This window comes from Roseburia sp. TF10-5, from assembly GCF_003462365.1.
In the GTDB taxonomy this organism is placed as follows: Bacteria; Bacillota; Clostridia; order Lachnospirales; family Lachnospiraceae; genus Roseburia; species Roseburia faecis.
Genome location: NZ_QTYW01000005.1, coordinates 122,880 through 141,536 on the forward strand (window position 1 = coordinate 122,880; position 18,657 = coordinate 141,536).

20 protein-coding genes are annotated in these 18,657 nt (G+C 43.1%); 4 read left to right on the top strand and 16 right to left on the bottom strand.

The window, feature by feature from the left end:
• Positions 1–244: 244 nt before the first annotated feature.
• From DXD06_RS07020 to rho, 10 genes are all read right to left on the bottom strand, one after another.
• Positions 245–463, bottom strand: coding sequence for a YdbC family protein (locus DXD06_RS07020; protein WP_117831171.1), 219 nt, complete (start codon positions 461–463; stop codon positions 245–247).
• A gap of 14 nt (positions 464–477) precedes the next feature.
• Entirely contained in the window at positions 478–1,320 is an 843-nt protein-coding gene (locus DXD06_RS07025; protein ID WP_147343614.1) for a hypothetical protein, read from the bottom strand.
• A 139-nt stretch (positions 1,321–1,459) separates the two neighbouring features.
• Positions 1,460–1,732, bottom strand: a complete 273-nt coding sequence (locus DXD06_RS07030) for a hypothetical protein (protein ID WP_055068505.1) — start codon at positions 1,730–1,732, stop codon at positions 1,460–1,462.
• Positions 1,725–2,834, bottom strand: coding sequence for a PDDEXK nuclease domain-containing protein (locus tag DXD06_RS07035; protein ID WP_117831173.1), 1,110 nt, complete (start codon positions 2,832–2,834; stop codon positions 1,725–1,727). Before DXD06_RS07035 ends, DXD06_RS07030 begins: the two co-directional genes overlap by 8 nt.
• Before the next feature lie 44 nt (positions 2,835–2,878).
• Complete coding sequence (locus DXD06_RS07040) at positions 2,879–3,271, bottom strand: hypothetical protein (RefSeq protein WP_055068504.1); 393 nt, start codon at positions 3,269–3,271, stop codon at positions 2,879–2,881.
• A 720-nt stretch (positions 3,272–3,991) separates the two neighbouring features.
• A complete protein-coding gene (gene prfA / locus DXD06_RS07045; RefSeq protein WP_055068503.1) occupies positions 3,992–5,068 on the bottom strand; it encodes a peptide chain release factor 1 in 1,077 nt (358 codons plus the stop codon).
• Positions 5,069–5,071: 3 nt separating this feature from the next.
• Positions 5,072–5,923, bottom strand: a complete 852-nt coding sequence (prmC, locus tag DXD06_RS07050; protein ID WP_055068502.1) for a peptide chain release factor N(5)-glutamine methyltransferase — start codon at positions 5,921–5,923, stop codon at positions 5,072–5,074.
• Positions 5,920–6,864 carry a DUF1385 domain-containing protein gene (locus DXD06_RS07055; RefSeq protein WP_117831174.1) on the bottom strand — a complete coding sequence of 315 codons (945 nt, stop codon included), beginning with the start codon at positions 6,862–6,864 and terminating at the stop codon, positions 5,920–5,922. Before DXD06_RS07055 ends, prmC begins: the two co-directional genes overlap by 4 nt.
• Positions 6,865–6,933: 69 nt before the next feature.
• On the bottom strand, positions 6,934–7,134 hold the full coding sequence (rpmE, locus tag DXD06_RS07060) for a 50S ribosomal protein L31 (RefSeq protein ID WP_015516145.1): 201 nt from the start codon (positions 7,132–7,134) through the stop codon (positions 6,934–6,936).
• Between the two features lie 195 nt (positions 7,135–7,329).
• Positions 7,330–8,832 (bottom strand): transcription termination factor Rho, encoded by a 1,503-nt coding sequence (gene rho, locus DXD06_RS07065; protein WP_117831175.1) that lies wholly within the window; start codon positions 8,830–8,832, stop codon positions 7,330–7,332.
• Positions 8,833–9,056: 224 nt separating this feature from the next.
• Here rho and DXD06_RS07070 point away from each other — a divergent pair, with 224 nt between their 5' ends.
• Genes DXD06_RS07070 through DXD06_RS07080 form a run of 3 tightly spaced genes read left to right on the top strand, consistent with a single transcriptional unit; the run spans position 9,057 to position 11,623 of the window.
• Positions 9,057–10,208, top strand: a complete 1,152-nt coding sequence (locus DXD06_RS07070; protein WP_117831234.1) for an NAD(P)-dependent malic enzyme — start codon at positions 9,057–9,059, stop codon at positions 10,206–10,208.
• Positions 10,198–11,133: a TIGR01212 family radical SAM protein gene (locus tag DXD06_RS07075; protein ID WP_117831176.1), complete on the top strand. Its 936-nt coding sequence runs from the start codon at positions 10,198–10,200 to the stop codon at positions 11,131–11,133. The genes DXD06_RS07070 and DXD06_RS07075 overlap by 11 nt, the downstream gene beginning before the upstream one ends.
• On the top strand, positions 11,108–11,623 hold the full coding sequence (locus DXD06_RS07080; protein ID WP_022046426.1) for a DUF4364 family protein: 516 nt from the start codon (positions 11,108–11,110) through the stop codon (positions 11,621–11,623). Before DXD06_RS07075 ends, DXD06_RS07080 begins: the two co-directional genes overlap by 26 nt.
• 8 nt (positions 11,624–11,631) lie before the next feature.
• On the opposite strand, the gene DXD06_RS07085 is transcribed toward DXD06_RS07080, so the two are convergent.
• Genes DXD06_RS07085 through dapF form a run of 3 tightly spaced genes read right to left on the bottom strand, consistent with a single transcriptional unit; the run spans position 11,632 to position 14,552 of the window.
• Complete coding sequence (locus DXD06_RS07085; protein ID WP_055068499.1) at positions 11,632–12,201, bottom strand: flavin reductase family protein; 570 nt, start codon at positions 12,199–12,201, stop codon at positions 11,632–11,634.
• A 41-nt stretch (positions 12,202–12,242) separates the two neighbouring features.
• A complete protein-coding gene (locus DXD06_RS07090; RefSeq protein ID WP_117831177.1) occupies positions 12,243–13,715 on the bottom strand; it encodes a UDP-N-acetylmuramoyl-L-alanyl-D-glutamate--2,6-diaminopimelate ligase in 1,473 nt (490 codons plus the stop codon).
• Positions 13,716–14,552, bottom strand: a complete 837-nt coding sequence (gene dapF, locus DXD06_RS07095; RefSeq protein WP_022046423.1) for a diaminopimelate epimerase — start codon at positions 14,550–14,552, stop codon at positions 13,716–13,718. It lies immediately after the preceding gene.
• Positions 14,553–14,713: 161 nt separating this feature from the next.
• Here dapF and DXD06_RS07100 point away from each other — a divergent pair, with 161 nt between their 5' ends.
• Entirely contained in the window at positions 14,714–15,556 is an 843-nt protein-coding gene (locus tag DXD06_RS07100; RefSeq protein WP_055262086.1) for an AraC family transcriptional regulator, read from the top strand.
• Positions 15,557–15,568: 12 nt separating this feature from the next.
• Here the strand turns inward: DXD06_RS07100 and DXD06_RS07105 are convergent, their stop codons facing one another.
• The 3 genes from DXD06_RS07105 to rpsT all read right to left on the bottom strand — a co-directional run bounded on the left by DXD06_RS07105 (position 15,569) and on the right by rpsT (position 18,498).
• On the bottom strand, positions 15,569–17,242 hold the full coding sequence (locus DXD06_RS07105) for a putative manganese-dependent inorganic diphosphatase (protein WP_117831178.1): 1,674 nt from the start codon (positions 17,240–17,242) through the stop codon (positions 15,569–15,571).
• A gap of 101 nt (positions 17,243–17,343) precedes the next feature.
• Entirely contained in the window at positions 17,344–18,114 is a 771-nt protein-coding gene (locus DXD06_RS07110) for a hypothetical protein (protein ID WP_141652743.1), read from the bottom strand.
• 120 nt (positions 18,115–18,234) lie between these two features.
• Entirely contained in the window at positions 18,235–18,498 is a 264-nt protein-coding gene (gene rpsT / locus DXD06_RS07115) for a 30S ribosomal protein S20 (RefSeq protein WP_022046419.1), read from the bottom strand.
• Positions 18,499–18,657 lie beyond the last annotated feature (159 nt).

Sequence of the window (18,657 nt, forward strand, 5' to 3'; positions counted from 1 at the left end):
CCGGACAGATTAGTTTTCATCCTGCATTTTTGCAAGTTTCTTCGCCTGGTCGCCCTCACGAAACGATTGCCTCATCGATTGTAGGCTCGGAACAAATGCCTCCATGCCATAAAAAGGCTCGAAACGTGTGCCTCCAACGAAACAAGCACGAAGCAATTACCTCTTTATAAAATTCTGCAATTTGCATCAATTATTCTCAAATCAAAGAGATATCCCATTACATTTTCCTATTTCGTTTATTGAATTACAAATTATCTTTCAGTAAGGCAGACAATTTTTCTGCCTCATCGTGAGTAAGCGTTACCCCTTTTCCCATTTTCTCATGCTCAGGTGCCCAATCCCTGATATCATACTTAAGTTCTCCACCATTCCATGAAATCTTGTTAAGTTCCTTTGTCCACCCCTTGGCACTCTCTGAAAGAGTGCCAATATGTTCAACTATTTCATATTTGAAATCTGCCATATACTTTCTCTCCTTTATATCTGCATACCCGTTACACTTCTCAAATATTCATCAAATTTTTCATCCAAAATTCCTTTATGCCTACTTACATACTCTGATACAAATGATGCTACCCAATATTGGGAACCATCTGGCGGAGTATCTCCGCAATCTAAATAATCAATGTAATCTTCTGACATAATTAATCCCGGTCTTATCAAAACTAATACCATCAAAAATGACATCGTTATATATGTAATTGTCTCTCCAAATTCTTTGCAATATTTTGAAATATTGCTATGTGTATCCATTCTTTGATATGAAAAATTATAATATAATTGTCCATTAGAATGAACAAAATTATTTAATTTTAATGCCAACTTATCAAATGCATCTTTTAACTTATACTTTTTTATTGCTTCCCCTGCACTTGATGATGCGATAGCTTTGAAAATAGTTCCAATGTAAACATCATTTTGTTGATTTCTGATCCAATCACAAATATTTCTTTCATCTTTGCCTAGGTCTTTTAATTCAACATACTTCATAAAATCTGTCTTATCTCCAACTGTCAGCATATAAATATAATAAAAGACATCATCCCTATATTTTCTCAAAAGTGAATATGCATCTGCAAAATTAGCATTCAGGCAGCAATATCGAATACTTTCTGCCGTTCTACTTACAGAATCAAGAATCTGATTTCCACTGATAACTCCGACTTTATGTAAAACTATGTTATCTCTGCCATATGCTAAGAAACTCATTTCATACATGAAATTTCTTGTTTCCTCTAGCAATGTATTCAACTCTTGGAAGGAACTATTTTCCTTAATGACACTTCTATTTATTTCAAAGTCATCTGGTATTTCAAGCATATGCACTCCTTAATCACTCTCGGCAACACCAAACTTATTTACAAAATCCTCATAGCCATTTACCCAATCAAACTTTGTATCATCGGATACTGCTTTAAAATGAAGTTCTCCGCAATGAATCTTGTTTTTTCCACATCAGTCAGGTCAGCCCATTATTACCTTCAGCAAGGACATTATCAGCAAATAATCCATTTGCTAACTGCACCTTACGCAAATTTTCTAACAATCTGCTACCAACAACAATGTCATTGTTTCTGACAGGATCACCCTCACCAAATTTGCGTGTTCGTGACGGCCTGTAAATTCCATCAACATGTCTTGATAACCCTCTGAACAATTCCACTGTAGAATGAATCGCCTGTATCTGATAATCCAGATCATCCTCAAATTGAAATATAATACGCTTAGGCATTTGGCTCTCCTCCTGCTTCCTCTTCTGCATCTTTTTGTTGCAAATAAAAAATAGCCTTTTGTGTCTCTATTTCCTCACGCAATTCTTCTTCTGTCGGCAAATACAATTTGTACTTACTTGCAAATAGCTGTTCATTTCCATGTAATATAGAATACCTTGCAATATCTTCATCCGTTTCCGAACATAATACAATTCCAAGTGTTGGATTATCATCTGGCGCTTTTTTTAATTCATCATACATACGAATATACATGTCCATTTGCCCAACATCCTGATGCGTAATCCTCTCTGTCTTCAAATCAATTAATACAAAACATTTCAAAATATAATTATAAAACACCAAATCAATATAATAATCTTGTTTCTCAGTGTGGATGTGTTGCTGTCTCGCAACAAACGCATATCCTTTTCCCATTTCCATCAGAAATTTCTGCAGATTTGTTATAATACTTGACTCAAGTTTTGTCTCGTTAAAAGATGCATCTGGCGTTAATCCCAAAAACTCCACTACTACAGGATTTTTTATAAATTCAAGCTTATCATTTTGATATGAGGATGTCTTTTCTCTCATTTCAGCTTCTACAGCTTTTTTATCCTGTGATTGAAGCATACGATAATAATATTGGCTATCAATATTTCTCTGTAAAGTACGAACACTCCATGTCTGCTCATAGGCTTCTTTCTCATACCATTTGCGAGCTGTTTCATCATGCACTTGAAGAAGAGTACGATAATGTGACCATGTGAGTCTAATATCAGATTGTCGACACGCTGTGTCGACAATCTGTGGAAAAGCCTTGTAGAATCTTAAACAGTGATATAAATTACTCCTGTCATATCCCTTTCCATATTTTTGAGTCAGGTACCTTGATAAATTTTTAATAATTTCTACACCATATTCAGCCCGTTCTTCTCCAGCTAATTCTTCCACTGCTATTCGATATCCAATCAACCAATTTCTTTGTGATAATATTGTATTTACTGAACGATAAGCTTCTTTTTGTGATACTTCTATAATAGTTTGAACATCATTTAGTATGTTGTCTGTTTTATGAAAATTATCCATAATAACATTATTTACACTATTCATAACTTCATTCATCTGCCTGCCTCCTTACGGCAGATTATACATCTCTGCCATATTTTCTATATAAATTCCACTGTATATGTAGGTTTGCTAGCTCCTGCATTCTTTTCAATAAGAGCTTTCAGTTTTCTGAATGTCTCATCCTTTAAAGAAATATCATCTTTAAATGTCGAATCTCTGAAAATAAATTTAATTGGCAATGGGTCAAGCTTTGCAAGTTTTGAAACTAAATCCTCTGTGATTGTTATTTCCAAGCATACCAAATAACTGCTTGCATAGAGATATGTACGACTCCCAATATCGGATAACTGCTCTAATGTTTCTGAAAGTGCTACATCACGCTGACGAAGCATCAATTCATATACGATATCTATGTCGTTGGCACCTGGCATGAAGTCAACAAGGTCTGGTGCATACTCAAGCTGATTAACATTGATCTGTCCCATATCCATGATGGAATTCCACTTTATATTGGTATCGGCAGTTCTAAATACTTTAAATCCAATATCGATGTCTGCATCTGGATGGTCTGATCTGATTTTATCTCCTGCTCTACGGATACGTTCTTTACCTATTTCACATATATTTTTATAACCGGCTTTGCTCGCTGTACCGTTATCATCCGTTAATTCCAGTATTTGTGTTACTATAAATTTACAATTACTTTAATAATATTAACTATTGCATCCTTCTTGTTCTGGAGAACTTCATTAATTTTCTGTATCATCTGCTCATTGGAATTTATCGCATTCATATATCAGCCAACTCCTTGCTGAACACTTTCTCTAGCTGTGTTCTTATTGATTATCTCAAAATAGGTGTCCAATAATCTGTACCTTCATCTATGTTCTCTCAAATTTTGTACTTAATATTAGTTATAAAAACTTAAGGTTAATTATATCACAAAACGCTAACCATTTCATCAATATTATGGAGTTGTCTGTTCTTCTTTAAGCTGTCTTATACTAATTTTCTTAAAAAATTTCATGGGCTATACAATTATTCACCAGACTGTGAAAAAAAGCAAAAAATCAGAGCCAGCCTTTCGGCTGACTCTGATCCACTCCAAGCAATATTACAATTTATTTTGATAATTCTCTAACTGGCGGAAAATACCAACTACATTTATCTGCTAATACCTATAGCAAAACGAACATCATAAACCGGACAGATTAGTTTTCATCCTGCATTTTTGCAAGTTTCTTCGCCTGATCGGCCGCGATACATGCATCGATAATCTCCTGGATATCTCCGTCAAGAATCTTGTCCAGCTTGTATAATGTCAGGTTGATGCGGTGATCCGTCACACGTCCCTGTGGGAAATTATAAGTACGGATCTTCTCGGAACGGTCTCCGGTTCCGATCTGGCTGCGTCGTTCCTCAGACTCTGCATCCTGCTTCTTCTGCAGTTCGAGATCATACAGCTTGGTACGCAGCAGTGCAAACGCTTTCTCCTTGTTCTGGATCTGTGATTTTTCGGTCTGACTGTAAATCACGATACCGGTCGGATAATGCGTCAGACGCACAGCAGAGTCCGTCGTATTGACACACTGTCCACCATTTCCGGACGCTCTCATAACGTCGATACGGATGTCTTTGTCGTCAATATGCACTTCCACATCCTCAGCCTCCGGCATAACTGCAACACTGCAGGTTGATGTCTGAATACGCCCCTGGGATTCCGTCTCCGGCACACGCTGTACACGGTGCACACCAGATTCATATTTCAGTACGGAATATGCGCCTGCTCCAGTCACCATAAAGTTGACCGATTTCATGCCTCCGATTCCAGTTTCATCTGCCTCAAGTGTCTCCACTTTCCAGCCACGACGCTCTGCGTAGTGTACATACATACGGTAAATTTCAGCCGCAAAAAGCGCAGCTTCCTCTCCACCGGCGCCTGCACGAATCTCCACAATAACGTTCTTGTCGTCGTTCGGGTCTTTTGGCAGAAGCAGAATCTTTAATTTCTGTTCCAGCTCTCCCAGACGGCTCTTTGCCTCATTTAATTCTTCCTTTGCCAGTTCGCGCATTTCCTCATCAGATTCCTCATCAAGAATTGCAAGGGAATCCTCTATCGTCTGCTTACATGCCTTGTATTCCTTGTAGGCATCCACGATTGGCTGCAGATCACTCTGCTCTTTCATCAGTTTACGAAAGCGGTTCGGATCGTTTGCCACATCCGGCTCGCTCAATGTATTCATTAACTCCTCATAATGATGAAGTAAATCCTCTAATTTATCAAACATAATCTATCCTCTCTTTTCACATAGGTGTTTGTGTCCGCAGACCACACGGTCATTTCGCGCAAGATCTTTTTTCACGCAGACGTCCTCAAATCCGGCCTCTTTCATCATAGACGATACCGCCCATCCCTGGTCATATCCGATCTCAAACAGCAGATACCCTCCATCGGTCAGATAATCCGGGCTTTCCTGGATGATCTTCCGGTAGAAGAACAGACCATCTTCTTTTCCGTCCAGTGCCTCATGCGGTTCAAATTCCGACACCTCCGGCATCAGAAACGGAATTTCATCGCTGCGGATGTATGGTGGATTTGACACAATCACATCAAACGTTTCATCCGCAACATCCTCAAACAGATTGCTTCTCTCGAAAATGGCAGGAACATCATTTAATTTTGCATTTTCCTTTGCAACATTGATCGCCTGTTTGGAAATATCATATCCATATCCCCCGGTACCGTGTACATTTTTCAAAATACTGATCAGCACACATCCGGAACCGGTACACATATCCAGCACCTTCATCCCCGGTTTTACAACCTTCAGTGCTTCCTCCACCAGGGTTTCCGTATCCTGTCGCGGAATCAGCACATTGGAATTCACATGAAATGTCATCCCCATGAATTCCTGTTCCCCGGTGATATACTGAAGAGGCACTCGCTCTGCCCTCTTTTTAATCAGCACTTCAAATTCATGCTGCAGTTCCTCCGGCATCTCTTCGTCAATATGCATATAATAGTAAGTGTGGTCAATTTTACATGCCATGGTCAAAAGCAGCCATGCATCATTTCTGGCATCTGCAATGCCAGCCTCACACAGGCTTTTTTCTCCCGAAACAATTGCTTCCCTATAGGTCATACATTCTCTTCCTTCTGCCACTTTCTCCAGTCAAACACAGCTTCCACCGAAGCGATTCCCACTTCGATCATCTCATCATCCGGCTCTTTTGTTGTCATCTTCTGCATCCAGAGTCCCGGTTTGCTCAGTATATTCACCAGCCGGTTATCATATCTTCCCGCCAGACGGATAAACTCATAAGATACTCCGGCGATCACCGGAATAAGAAGAAGTCTGAGCACCAGCTGCAAAATACGCGAATCCACACGGATAAACAAAAAGAACACGATAGATATCAGCATTACAATCAGCAGGAAACTAGTACCGCAGCGCTTGTGCTGCCGGGAACTTTTCCGGACATTTTCCACATTCAGTTCCATTCCGTGTTCGATGCAATTGATGCATTTGTGTTCTGCTCCGTGGTACATAAACACTCTCTTAATATCAGGTGTCAGGGAAATCAGTGCAATATATCCGATAAAAATTGCCAGACGGATCATTCCCTCCAGCAGCGCAATCACGGTATCCGATGCAATAACTTTATGGAAGATCCCGGACAGAAAATATGGCAGGAAAAAGAAAAGTCCCAGCGCAAAAACAATGGAAAATGCAACAGTGCCGCCCATCATTGCCTTCTCCTGCTTTTTTTCTTTTTCTTCCTGTGCCTTTCGTTCCTCCTGCGTCATGGCTTCTTTTTTCTTTTTTTCATCCTCATCGTCTTCAAAAAAGGAAGCCGAATACATGAGTGTCTGCATGCCAAGGATCAGTGATTCTATAAAATTAATGACACCACGGATGAACGGCAGACGCCGCAGTTTTTTATTTTTAATTGTCTCTTTAAATGTGGAGACTTTTACATCAATGGTGTGATCCGGCTTACGAACGGCAACCGCATAACGGTCTTCGTTCTTCATCATGACACCTTCCATGACTGCCTGCCCGCCAACTCCTGAATATTTCATATTTCCCCCTGTAAGAGAAAAAGGTTGAGGCAATACACAGCCTCAACCTTTTTACGTGACTTATCAATTCTATTTCATGCCATACTTCTTGTTGAACTGTTCGATACGTCCACGAGCCTGGTTAGCCTTCTGCTGTCCAGTATAGAATGGATGACACTTAGAACAGATTTCTACGTGGATCTCCGGCTTTGTAGAACCTGTAACGAATGTGTTTCCACAGTTGCAGGTAACGGTTGCCTGATAATAATCTGGATGGATTCCTTCTCTCATGATTTTCACCTCTTTATATTCTTATCGTTTTCTGTAATCAGTCTTCCGGCTGACTCTGGTTCCTGTCACACCCTTTATACCCGTATGCCCGATCCGCATATGATACTTATTACAAGAGCGACACTTTCGTCCGTTTACATCCCGATAAACAGCTTAATTATTGTAACATAGCGTCCATGCAAATGCAATAGAAATTTAAAGAATTCTGTTTTTTCTTACAAGATTGATAAAATCAGCATTTGTACGCGTGTGTGCAAACATATTTAAAATATTCTCCACAGCCTCATCCGACCGCATGCCGTTTAATGCCCGGCGCATATTCTCCACGCCCTCACGCTCCTGCGGATCAAGCAGCAGATCGTCTCTTCGCGTGCCGGACTTTACAATATCCACCGCCGGGAAAATTCTCTTTTCGGAAAGTTTCCGGTCAAGAACAAGTTCCATGTTACCGGTTCCCTTAAATTCCTCAAATACCACGTCATCCATCTTGCTTCCGGTATCGACCAGTGCCGTGGCAAGAATGGTCAGGCTTCCGCCTTCTCTCATATTCCGGGCTGCACCAAAAAATCGTTTCGGCATGTGCAGTGCCGCCGGATCAAGACCACCGGAAAGTGTACGGCCGCTCGGCGTACAGGTCAGGTTGTAGGCACGTGCCAGACGTGTGATACTGTCGAGGAGAATCATCACATCCTTTTTATGTTCCACCAGACGTTTTGCACGCTCGATTACCATTTCCGATACCCGCTTATGGTGTTCTGCGGTCTCATCGAAAGTGGAATAAATGACCTCTACATTTTCTCCCTCAATTGCCTCTTTAATATCGGTTACTTCCTCCGGCCGCTCGTCAATCAGCAGAATGATCAGATGCATCTCCGGGTTATTTTCCTTTACCGACTTGGCGACTTCCTTTAAAAGCGTTGTCTTACCTGCTTTCGGCGGGGATACAATCATGCCACGCTGGCCTTTTCCAATCGGGGAAACAATATCCATCACTCGCATTGCAACCGAACCGCCGGGACGTTCCATGCGCAGACGCACATTCGGAAAAATCGGGGTCAGGTCCTCAAAGTTTGTCCGCTTCTGTGCTTCCGAAGGATGATATCCGTTTACCGAAGTCACATACAAAAGGGCGGAAAATTTCTCCCGCTCGGATTTCACTTTGGTATTTCCACAGACAATATCCCCTGTCTTTAGATTAAATCTGCGGATCTGGGACGGCGCCACATAAACGTCATGTTCCCCCGGCAGATAGTTTTCACAGCGGATAAAACCGAATCCATCTGCCATAACCTCCAGAATACCGCTCGCTGTATTTCCACTGTCGAGGCTGACGATATCTTCTTTGATCGCAGCACTGTCATTATCCTCCTGTGCCTTATAGATCTGTTCCTGTGATGCATGTGCTCCATGTTCTGCATGCATGCTTTCTCCATGCTCCGGATGGCTGTGATCCTCCGTATGGGACGGATGCTCTTCTCTTCGCGGTTTTGGTGTATGCTTTCTTCCTTCCTGTCCGGAAGCTGTCCGCGCGGTATATACCGTCTTTGCCTTCGGCGCTGCCTCTTTTTCCCGCTCATCTTCCTGCAGCATCCGATCAATCAGTTCTCCCTTTTTCATTGTTGAGATTCCTTTGAGTCCGCGTGCCTTTGCCAGGTCTTTTAACACAACCAAAGAAAGACTCTCATATTTTTCCCTCATTCCATCTGCTCCTTCTTAAAAAATATAGACTTGTTTCGTACCGTAAATCATTTCATAAATTACACTTATTTGCATGGGATATCAGTCAGAAACGACTATGAATCATTTCAAATATTATCTAATGCAGCTATTATACACTATTTCCGGTAAAATAGGAAGTCTTTTTTTTCATGCGCAAGAATGGTATTGTGAATAAGTATGAGTATGTAAAGGAGAAAATTACTATGGATAATAAAGAAAAGGCACTTTTATGCCACAAAGAATGGAACGGAAAACTCGAAACCGTTGCAAAATCAAAAGTAAAAACCCGCGAGGATCTCGCGATTGCATACACCCCGGGTGTTGCAGAACCATGCAAAGTAATTGCGGAAGATAAAACTGCTGCCTACGCTTATACATGGAAAGCCAACACGGTTGCCGTTGTTTCCGACGGAAGTGCCGTTCTCGGTCTTGGAAATATCGGTCCTTATGCCGCTATGCCGGTCATGGAAGGAAAATGTGTATTATTCAAAGAATTTGGAAATGTTAACGCTGTACCGATCTGTCTGGACACTCAGGACACCGAAGAGATCATTCAGGCTGTGAAAAATATAGCTCCCGGATTCGGCGGTATCAATCTGGAAGACATCTCCGCTCCGCGTTGTTTCGAAATCGAGGAACGTCTGAAAGAAACGCTTGATATCCCGGTATTTCATGATGACCAGCACGGAACCGCCATCGTTGTTTTGGCCGGTATCATCAATGGTCTGCGTGTGACCGGCAAGAAAAAAGAAGACTGCCGCGTTGTGGTAAACGGTGCAGGATCTGCCGGTGTGGCAATCACCAAACTTCTTCTGACTTACGGTTTCAAACACGTGACCATGTGTGACCGTGAAGGAATCATCGGAAAAGATTATCCGAACTTAAACTGGATGCAGAAAAAAATGACAGAGGTTACCAATCTCGAAAATGCCTCCGGAACGCTGGCAGACGCACTGCGCGGTGCGGATATCTTTGTCGGTGTCTCTGCGCCAAACATTGTCACTCCGGAAATGGTTTCTTCCATGAACAAAGATGCCATCCTGTTTGCCATGGCAAATCCGGTGCCGGAGATCATGCCGGATGTGGCCAAAGCTGCCGGAGCAAAAGTTGTCGGAACCGGACGGAGCGATTTCCCAAATCAGGTAAACAACGTGATCGCTTTCCCTGGTATTTTCCGCGGTGCATTAGAGGCACATGCCACCCAGATCACAGAAGAAATGAAACTTGCAGCAGCAGAAGCACTTGCAGCCCTAGTTTCTGATGAGGAATTAAATGAAGATTTCATTATGCCGGAAGCATTTGATCCACGTGTGGCAGAAGTTGTAAGTGAAGCAGTCAAGTCTCATGTCCGCTAATCGCTACTATTCTCTGAACGATTACTGTAAAGAGCTCTTCGGGGAAAAAGTGTACCGTCTCAGTCTAAGCGGTGGGATGACGTGTCCCAACCGCGACGGAACACTCTCTTACGGAGGATGTGCATTCTGCAGTGCCGGAGGCTCCGGTGATTTTGCCGCGGATGCATTTCTGCCGGTTTCTGAGCAGTTCATACAGGCCAGACAGAAAATCGCCGCCAAAACACACTGCCAGAAATTCATTGCGTATTTCCAGTCATTTACCAACACCTATGCCCCCGTTGACATTTTGCGTCAGCTCTATTCCGAGGCAATGGCACCGGAAGAAATCGTTGCACTTTCCATAGGAACCAGAAGTGACTGCCTTCCTCCGGAAACCTTAGAACTCCTCTCCGATCTCAATCAGGAAAAACCCATATGGATAGAGCTTGGTCTGCAGAGCATCCATGCAAAGACGCTGTCTGCCATGAACACGCATACCACGGTTGCACAGTTTGATGCCGCTGTATCCAAACTTCATGCCCTTGGAATCTCCGTGATCGCACATGTTATTTTAGGATTTCCCGGTGAAACAAAAGAAATGATGAAAGATACCGTCCGGCATGTCGCCGCACTTCCGGTTTCGGGAATCAAGCTGCAGCTTCTGCATGTCCTGCGTGGCACTGCACTGGCAGAACAGTATCAGCTTCATCCGTTTCCCATGATGGAACTTGATGAATACAGCGATTTTGTGATCGACTGCCTGGAACTTCTTCCCCCGGACATGGTCGTTCACCGTCTGACGGGAGATGGTCCCCGCAGTCTATTACTCGCCCCTTCCTGGAGCACAGACAAAAAACGCATTTTAAACACCATTCATCGCCGTCTCAAAGAACGCAATACCAGACAAGGAGAACATTTTTATGGCAGAACCATTTACAATCTATAAACTTACGATCTTATATATGCTGAGCAAAGCAGGGTTTCCGCTTTCCAACACCCAGATTTCCAATTTCTTTCTGGAACAGGAATACACAGACTATTTCCGTGTACAGGAAGTAATCGGAGATCTGGTCGATGCCAATTTAATCCATGCAGAGTCCACGCACAGCAACACACAGTACTCTCTGACTTCTGCGGGAAAAGAAACACTTGGATTTTTCAAAGATAAATTAAATGATGGAATTGAAAATGATGTTCAGGGATTTTTTGAAAAGAATAAATTAGAATTCCGACAGGAAAATTCCATTCTGGCAGATTACTATAAGACAACCAATCAGAAATACGCAGTACGCTGTCAGGTACGGTCTGACGGCAATCCTCTGATCGACCTGACGCTTTGCGTAACTACAAAAGAACAGGCAGAAGCCATCTGCAATAACTGGAAAAAGAAAAGTGAAGATGTATATGCTGTACTGATGGACACGCTGCTGCAATAAGCCGCGTGTCATTTTTTCTTTTTCTGTACGCTGTATCCAAATTTGCCGAGTTTTTTCCCCAGAGCAAAATATTCTCCGTGGGAATACATGATAAGCCCGGTTCCGTTGATGTCAAATTTTCCTGTTTCATCCAGATACGCATCATCCACCGTTACGCCAAGTACTTCCGCCACAAACATCGTATGACTGCCAAGCGGATGGCTCTCCACCACCCTGCAGGCAATATTTACAGGACTTTCCGCAATTGCCGGAGCTTTCACATGCTCCACCGGAACCGGTGTAAGTCCTGTTTTTTTAAATTTATCCACATCTCTTCCGCTGACCACGCCGCAGTAATCACAGGCCTTTGCCAGTTTTTCGTTGGTCAGATTAATCACAAATTCTCCGGTTTTCTCTATGATCTCATAAGAATAACGGGATGGGCGGACGGAAATGGAAACCATCGGCGGATTGGTGCAGACGGTTCCTGCCCATGCCACGGTAATAATGTTTGGCCGATGATTCTGATCCGCCACACTGACCATCACAGCCGGCACCGGATTTAACATATTTCCCGCTTTCCAACTCTGTTTTCCCATTTTTCCACTCCTTTTGCCTGTTCCTGTTATTTATAATCCTGTTATAATTTCAGATCCGTATTTTCCCGGATAATATCCGCGATCAGTTCACGCTCATCCATATGATGCTTCACACCCTTGATCTCCTGGTAATCTTCGTGCCCTTTTCCTGCAAGAACGATGATATCGCCATCCTCGGCATGTTCCATGCAATACCTGATGGCTTCTTTCCGGTCCGGTATCGTCACATATGCGCCATCAGCTTTGTGTACCCCGACCAGAATATCGTTGATGATATCCATTGGTTCTTCATTTCTTGGATTATCCGATGTGACAACCGTCAGATCTGCCAGTTTTGAAGATACCTCTCCCATCTCATAACGGCGGGATTTTGCACGGTTTCCTCCGCATCCGAACAGGCAGACCAGTCTGCCCGGCTCATACTCTTTCAAGGTCGTTAACAGACTCTCCAGTGCCATGGCATTGTGTGCATAGTCAATCATCAGCGTATATCTCTTTGTTACCGGTACAATCTCAATTCTTCCCTTGACACTTACATGAAGCATCGCCTTTTTGATTTCTTCAACACTGACACCAAAATGATGACAGATTGCAATGGCGGTCAGGGAATTATACACCGAAAATTTTCCCGGCACATTGACTTCCACATCAAAATCCATGGAACCTCCCACATGATATTTTACACCAAGTGCCCCATGCTCCTTTTTTAACTCTACCTTCTGCGCAATCAGATCATTTTCTGCTCCATACCCAAACGTCTCAACCGTACAGGTATGTCCCTGTAAAATGCCCTGCAGATGCTCGCTGTCCCCATTAAAAATTCCATGCCTGCACTGCTGGAACAAAAGACTCTTGCAGTGCATATAATCTGCAAAATCCTTGTGCTCATTTTCTCCGATATGATCCGGTTCAAGATTGGTAAACACGCCGATATCAAACACAAATCCGGATACGCGGTGAAGCATCAGCGCCTGGGAAGAGACTTCCATCACAACAGCATCGAGTCCCGCATCTACCATTTTTGCAAAAAGCTCCTGCACCCGGTAAGATTCCGGTGTCGTATTTGCAGAAGGAATACGCTCAGAACCAACAATCGATTCGATCGTGCCGATCAGTCCGGTTTTGATTCCCGCAGACTCTAGAATCGAACGAACCATATAGGTTGTCGTTGTTTTTCCTTTTGTTCCGGTAATACCGATCGTCTTTAATTTTTTTGCCGGATGCCCAAAATATGCCGCAGACATGCAGGCAAGTGCCAGACGGCTGTCCTCTACCTTGATATATGTAATTCCATCGATCGGCGTTACATCCTTTTCTACGACAATGGCCGCTGCTCCCTTTGCTGCCACATCCGGAATAAACTCATGTGCATCACGCACACTTCCGCTGATGCACACAAACACAGAACCTTTTTCAACCTTGCGGGAATCATATACCAGAGTCGTAATCTCTGTCTCCTCGCTTCCCGCCAGTATCTCATATTCCATTTCGTTGATAAGTTCTTTAATTATCATTTAATTTTCCTCCCATATTCCATGAAACACTTCTGTCGCTGGTCCGGTCATATAAATATGATTGTTATCCGGATCATACTCGATGGTCAGATCTCCGCCCCGCAGATGCACCAGAACTTTATTTTCTGTCTTATGATTTAAGATACATGCCATAACCGTGGCACAGGTTCCGGTACCACAGGCAAGCGTCTCCGCAGATCCGCGTTCCCACACCCGCATGGATGCTTCCGTCGGAGAAATAACGTGTACGAACTCTGTGTTGGTCCGTTTTGGAAACCGTGGATGATGTTCAAACTCCGGACCGTATTTTTCCAGTTCAAAATGTTCGGTGTCCTCCACAAAAATTACCGCATGTGGATTTCCCATCGACACGCAGGTCATCTTCCACTCTCTGCCCTCTACTTCAATCGGCTCATCTACCACCTGTTCTCCCGATGCATCTACAGGAATTAAATCCGGTTTTAATATCGGTTCTCCCATATCCACACGAACCAGCGAAACCTTGCCATCCGCAACCGTCAGCTGCAACGTTTTTACCCCGGCTCCGGTTTCAATCGTAATCTCTTTCTTATCCGTCATTTTATGATCATATACATATTTTGCGACACAGCGGATTCCGTTTCCACACATCTCCGCCTCCGAGCCATCCGCATTGTAAATCCGCATCCTGAAATCCGCGATATCCGATGGGCCAATAGTGATCAGACCATCCGATCCGATTCCAAAATGGCGGTCACTCACTGCAATTGATACCTTTGCAGGATCTGCTATCTTTTCCTCAAACAAATTGACATATACATAATCATTTCCGCACCCATGCATTTTTGTAAACTTCATATTTCTACACTCCTTTTTTTCCATCCTGTCGATTCAGAGCTTCTATTCTAAGTATACCCGCACGATCCGTCTTCTAAAACAACTACAGTGCTTTTTATATTGCAAATTGTGTGGAAACATAGTACACTGAATCTAATTAATATTTACAGGAGATTTATGCAATGTCAGAACTCTCACATTATGAAAAAACAGGATATCTTCATGACGATTTTAAGATTTTTCACTTAAAAGATACCTCTATGCGCCCGATTGACTTTCATTACCACGATTTTCATAAAATTCTGATCTTTCGCAAAGGAAATATTTCTTACAATGTGGAAGGACGTACCTATGATCTGATACCGGGGGATATCGTATTCGTTCCCGCAGGTACGGTCCACCGTCCGGTTCTGCACAGTTCTGAAATTTATGAGCGCATCATCATCTATATTTCCAGACACTACCTGGATGCCTGTCATGATTCCGACGATCTCTCACTCTGCTTAAAAGAAGCGCATCAGAAAAAATCGCATGTACTGCGTATTCCGGCACTGCAGACAACACAGATTGCAAGAATTATCCACGATCTGGAACAATCTCTGGATTCCAGAGAATACGCAAACGAACTTTATCATAAACTTCTTTTTCTGGAGCTGATGGTGCAGTTAAACCGTGCAGCTCTCTCCAACCGCATTGAATATCTTTCTACCACAGCCTCAAATCATAAAATGATCCATGTGATAGATTATTTAAATGCACATTTAACAGATGACATCACCATCGACTTTCTTGCCGAACATTTCTATCTGAGCCGGTATCATCTCATGCATGCCTTCAAGGAAGAAACCGGTTATACGATCGGAAACTATCTGACCACGAAGCGCCTTTTGCTGGCAAGAGATCAGATCGCCCAGGGGGAATCCATCACCACCGCCTGTTATGCCTGTGGTTTTCACAATTATTCCACCTTTTCCCGGGCATACCGCAAACATTTTGGCTGTTCTCCCAGAGAACAGCGCAATTGATCTGTCTGCCTGTTACATTTTGCGCTCTGCAAGTGTGTTGATCAGCGCAGGAATCAGCTGTTTCTTTCTGGATACCACATTTTCCAACATAATCCCCTGATCGGAAGGCTCGCAATTATAAGCTGCCGCAACCAGCTGCGATGCATCCGCACCGCGATAAATCAGATAAGTAGACTCATTTAAGATATCCGTCAGCATGACAAAAATCATCTGGATCTGTTTTTCTCCCATCATCTGTTCCAGTTTCGGCTCGATACGTTCCTGCACCTTATCCAGTTCGGTGCGTCCCATCGCGCTGATCTGCGCCACGCCAAAACTCACATCCCCGGCATGGAAAATTTTAAAATCCTGATTTAAAATTTCTTCTTCTGTTTTATTATCAAAATTGCTTCCCGCCTGAAACATTGCTGAGGCAAGCTCCTCGACCTTAACCTCTGCAATCTCTGCCAGCCGGAGTGCTGCTTCCCTGTCTATCTGTGTACAGGTCGGTGAGCGGAACATCAGCGTGTCAGATAAAATGGCTGCACACATCAGTCCTGCCATCTGCGAGGTGATCGTAATTCCCTTTTCCAGATACATCTGATAAATGATGGTGGATGTACATCCAAGCGGCTGATTGCGGAAATACACCGGAGACATGGTCTCAAGGCTGCCCAGCCGGTGATGATCGATAATCTCTAAAATTTCCGCCTCATCGATATTGGATACTGCCTGTGATTTTTCATTGTGGTCCACAAGGATCAGTTTCTTTTTCTCTGCTCTCATCAAATTTCTGCGGGAAAACATACCCACATAGTTCTGGTTTTCATCGAGAACCGGGAAATCCCGATGCCGTATATTGGCTACGGTCTCTCTTACCTCATCCACGTAATCATCCAGATCAAAATGAATAATTCCTTTTTTTGTCATAAAATGCTTGATCGGCATACTCTGGTTGATCAGACGAGCCGCGGTAAACGTATCGTACGGTGTACTGATCAGAACGACTTCGCGTTCCTTTGCCGCCTCGATCACTTCCTGACTGATTTCATATCCGTTAGTGACAATCATGCAGCTGCAGTTTGATGCAATGGAAAGCATCTGCGACTCTTCCCCGTCCCCGATCATAACCAGGTCATCCTTGTCTATGGCAGAAGTCACTCCTTCTGGTGTACCGATTCCGATTACCACCTTGCCGTGAACAAAATACGCATGTTCATTTCCTGTCAGCAGCTGTCCGTCCAGCGTCTCTACAATATTCTTGTACTGGGTACGTGCGGTAGAAAGGATGGTATTATCATATACATCCATGTAGGATTTTGCAATATCTCCTGTTACAATCAGTCCTTCCAGCTTATTTTCCCGCACCACCGGAAGCGTAACAACCCCGAGGATCTTCATCATCTCCCATGCCTTTTTCATAGAGATATGACTGTTTACTCCCTCTGTACGGCGTATCTGAATATCCTTGATCTGTGTTCCGACATCCGAAATCATTGCCGGGGCCTCTGCATGAAACCTTTCCAGAACATACGCCGTCTCCGCATTTACAGATCCGGCTCTCTTTGCAATATAGGTCATTCCCGTAGCTGTTTTGGGATTCTTTTTTTCTATTTCATTTTTCAGGTTTGCATAAGAAATCGCTGCACATATGGAGTCTGTATCCGGATGCTTATGTCCTACAACCCAAACTTTCTTTTTTGCCATATCAGATTCTCCTATTCACATTTCTCTTTTCGAATTGTTCTATCTCTTTTTTGAGACAAAAAATGCAATCCTCATTCTTTTGAGAATTGCATATCCTTATTCTAAAACGCAATCACGCCCACACTAACCAGCAGAACCAAAAGTAACACCACCAGATTCACGATTCCAAGTATCATTCCCGTCAGGGAAAAAATACGGACCGGATGCATTCTGCTTTCCATAACGGTAAGCTTGTCCAGACGTTCATCCATGCTGCGGAACAGATCCGAAATATTTCGGTAGCATTTTACATTTTCTGTATGTACTTTCTCGGAGATTTCTGTTTTTGCCGTGGTCAGCTGTTCTTCGATCTGCGCAAGAGAATCTTTCAGTTCCTTTGCTTTTTCTTCATTTAAGCGTTTGCCGTCTGCCACATCTTCCTTCATGGAAACTTCGATTTCTTCCATCTTGGCAGACACTTTGCCGATCAGACGATCAATCTGCTTTTCCACTTCCGCAGTGAATCCATCTGCTTTTTTCTGACGCTCCTCGAGAATCTGCCCCAGAGCATCTGCTTTCTCCTGACGTTCATCCACTAACGTCTGCAGTTCCTGTGCCTCCGTCTCTCTGGAATCAAGCAATGACTGTAACTGCTTGGCGCGTTCTCTGAATTCATCAATCTGGCTAAGTAAGAAATCTTCCCTGCTCACAACATTAACTTTCCTTTCCTGTACTTCGGGCTGTATTTCCGTGTCCGGCTTTGTCTCTTTTGTCTTCTGCGAAAAAACCTCCTGCGGTTTTTCCTGAGCAGATGCACGCATCCGTTCTTCATATGCAGCTTTCCGACGATTGTGCGCAATCTGTCTGCGCAGCTCCAACAATAATCCAGACATTTTTTCCTCCGCTGTATCAGTTCCTCTGTTTATTGTATCATTCTCCCACGTATTTGTAAACAAAAAAGACTGCCAGCATGACGGTACTGGCAGTCCTTCTCCTTTTATAATATTCAGATCTTAAGCGATTCCGTTTACTAATTTTGCTAAACGGGAAACTTTACGAGCTGCGTTGTTCTTGTGATATACACCCTTAGAGCAGGCACTCTCGATAACTGAAGAAGCATCCTTATATGCAGCCTCTGCAGCAGCCTTATCCTTTGCAGCAACAGCAGCCTCTACCTTCTTGATTGAAGTCTTAACTTCAGAACGGATTGCTTTATTTCTTGCAGTCTTTGTCTCTGTAACTAAAATTCTCTTCTTAGCAGATTTAATGTTAGCCAATCTGTACACCTCCATATCAAACTGTAATTTGTTTCCTGCGGTGAAACAGACACGGACGCTTCATCGCAAACATACTAGAATATAATATGTCAAGCTGTCCCTTCTGTCAAGATGTAATTGAAAAAAAGTTGTAAAAGTCTGCCAATATGTATATAATGT

Excerpts from the sequence above, each read along its gene's own strand:
- DXD06_RS07020 (WP_117831171.1), bottom strand. The coding sequence starts at position 463 with ATGGCAGATTTCAAATATGAAATAGTTGAACATATTGGCACTCTTTCA.
- DXD06_RS07025 (WP_147343614.1), bottom strand. The coding sequence starts at position 1,320 with ATGCTTGAAATACCAGATGACTTTGAAATAAATAGAAGTGTCATTAAG.
- DXD06_RS07030 (WP_055068505.1), bottom strand. The coding sequence starts at position 1,732 with ATGCCTAAGCGTATTATATTTCAATTTGAGGATGATCTGGATTATCAG.
- DXD06_RS07035 (WP_117831173.1), bottom strand. The coding sequence starts at position 2,834 with ATGAATGAAGTTATGAATAGTGTAAATAATGTTATTATGGATAATTTT.
- DXD06_RS07040 (WP_055068504.1), bottom strand. The coding sequence starts at position 3,271 with ATGGATATGGGACAGATCAATGTTAATCAGCTTGAGTATGCACCAGAC.
- prfA (WP_055068503.1), bottom strand. The coding sequence starts at position 5,068 with ATGTTTGATAAATTAGAGGATTTACTTCATCATTATGAGGAGTTAATG.
- prmC (WP_055068502.1), bottom strand. The coding sequence starts at position 5,923 with ATGACCTATAGGGAAGCAATTGTTTCGGGAGAAAAAAGCCTGTGTGAG.
- DXD06_RS07055 (WP_117831174.1), bottom strand. The coding sequence starts at position 6,864 with ATGAAATATTCAGGAGTTGGCGGGCAGGCAGTCATGGAAGGTGTCATG.
- rpmE (WP_015516145.1), bottom strand. The coding sequence starts at position 7,134 with ATGAGAGAAGGAATCCATCCAGATTATTATCAGGCAACCGTTACCTGC.
- rho (WP_117831175.1), bottom strand. The coding sequence starts at position 8,832 with ATGAGGGAAAAATATGAGAGTCTTTCTTTGGTTGTGTTAAAAGACCTG.
- DXD06_RS07070 (WP_117831234.1), top strand. The coding sequence starts at position 9,057 with ATGGATAATAAAGAAAAGGCACTTTTATGCCACAAAGAATGGAACGGA.
- DXD06_RS07075 (WP_117831176.1), top strand. The coding sequence starts at position 10,198 with ATGTCCGCTAATCGCTACTATTCTCTGAACGATTACTGTAAAGAGCTC.
- DXD06_RS07080 (WP_022046426.1), top strand. The coding sequence starts at position 11,108 with ATGGCAGAACCATTTACAATCTATAAACTTACGATCTTATATATGCTG.
- DXD06_RS07085 (WP_055068499.1), bottom strand. The coding sequence starts at position 12,201 with ATGGGAAAACAGAGTTGGAAAGCGGGAAATATGTTAAATCCGGTGCCG.
- DXD06_RS07090 (WP_117831177.1), bottom strand. The coding sequence starts at position 13,715 with ATGATAATTAAAGAACTTATCAACGAAATGGAATATGAGATACTGGCG.
- dapF (WP_022046423.1), bottom strand. The coding sequence starts at position 14,552 with ATGAAGTTTACAAAAATGCATGGGTGCGGAAATGATTATGTATATGTC.
- DXD06_RS07100 (WP_055262086.1), top strand. The coding sequence starts at position 14,714 with ATGTCAGAACTCTCACATTATGAAAAAACAGGATATCTTCATGACGAT.
- DXD06_RS07105 (WP_117831178.1), bottom strand. The coding sequence starts at position 17,242 with ATGGCAAAAAAGAAAGTTTGGGTTGTAGGACATAAGCATCCGGATACA.
- DXD06_RS07110 (WP_141652743.1), bottom strand. The coding sequence starts at position 18,114 with ATGTCTGGATTATTGTTGGAGCTGCGCAGACAGATTGCGCACAATCGT.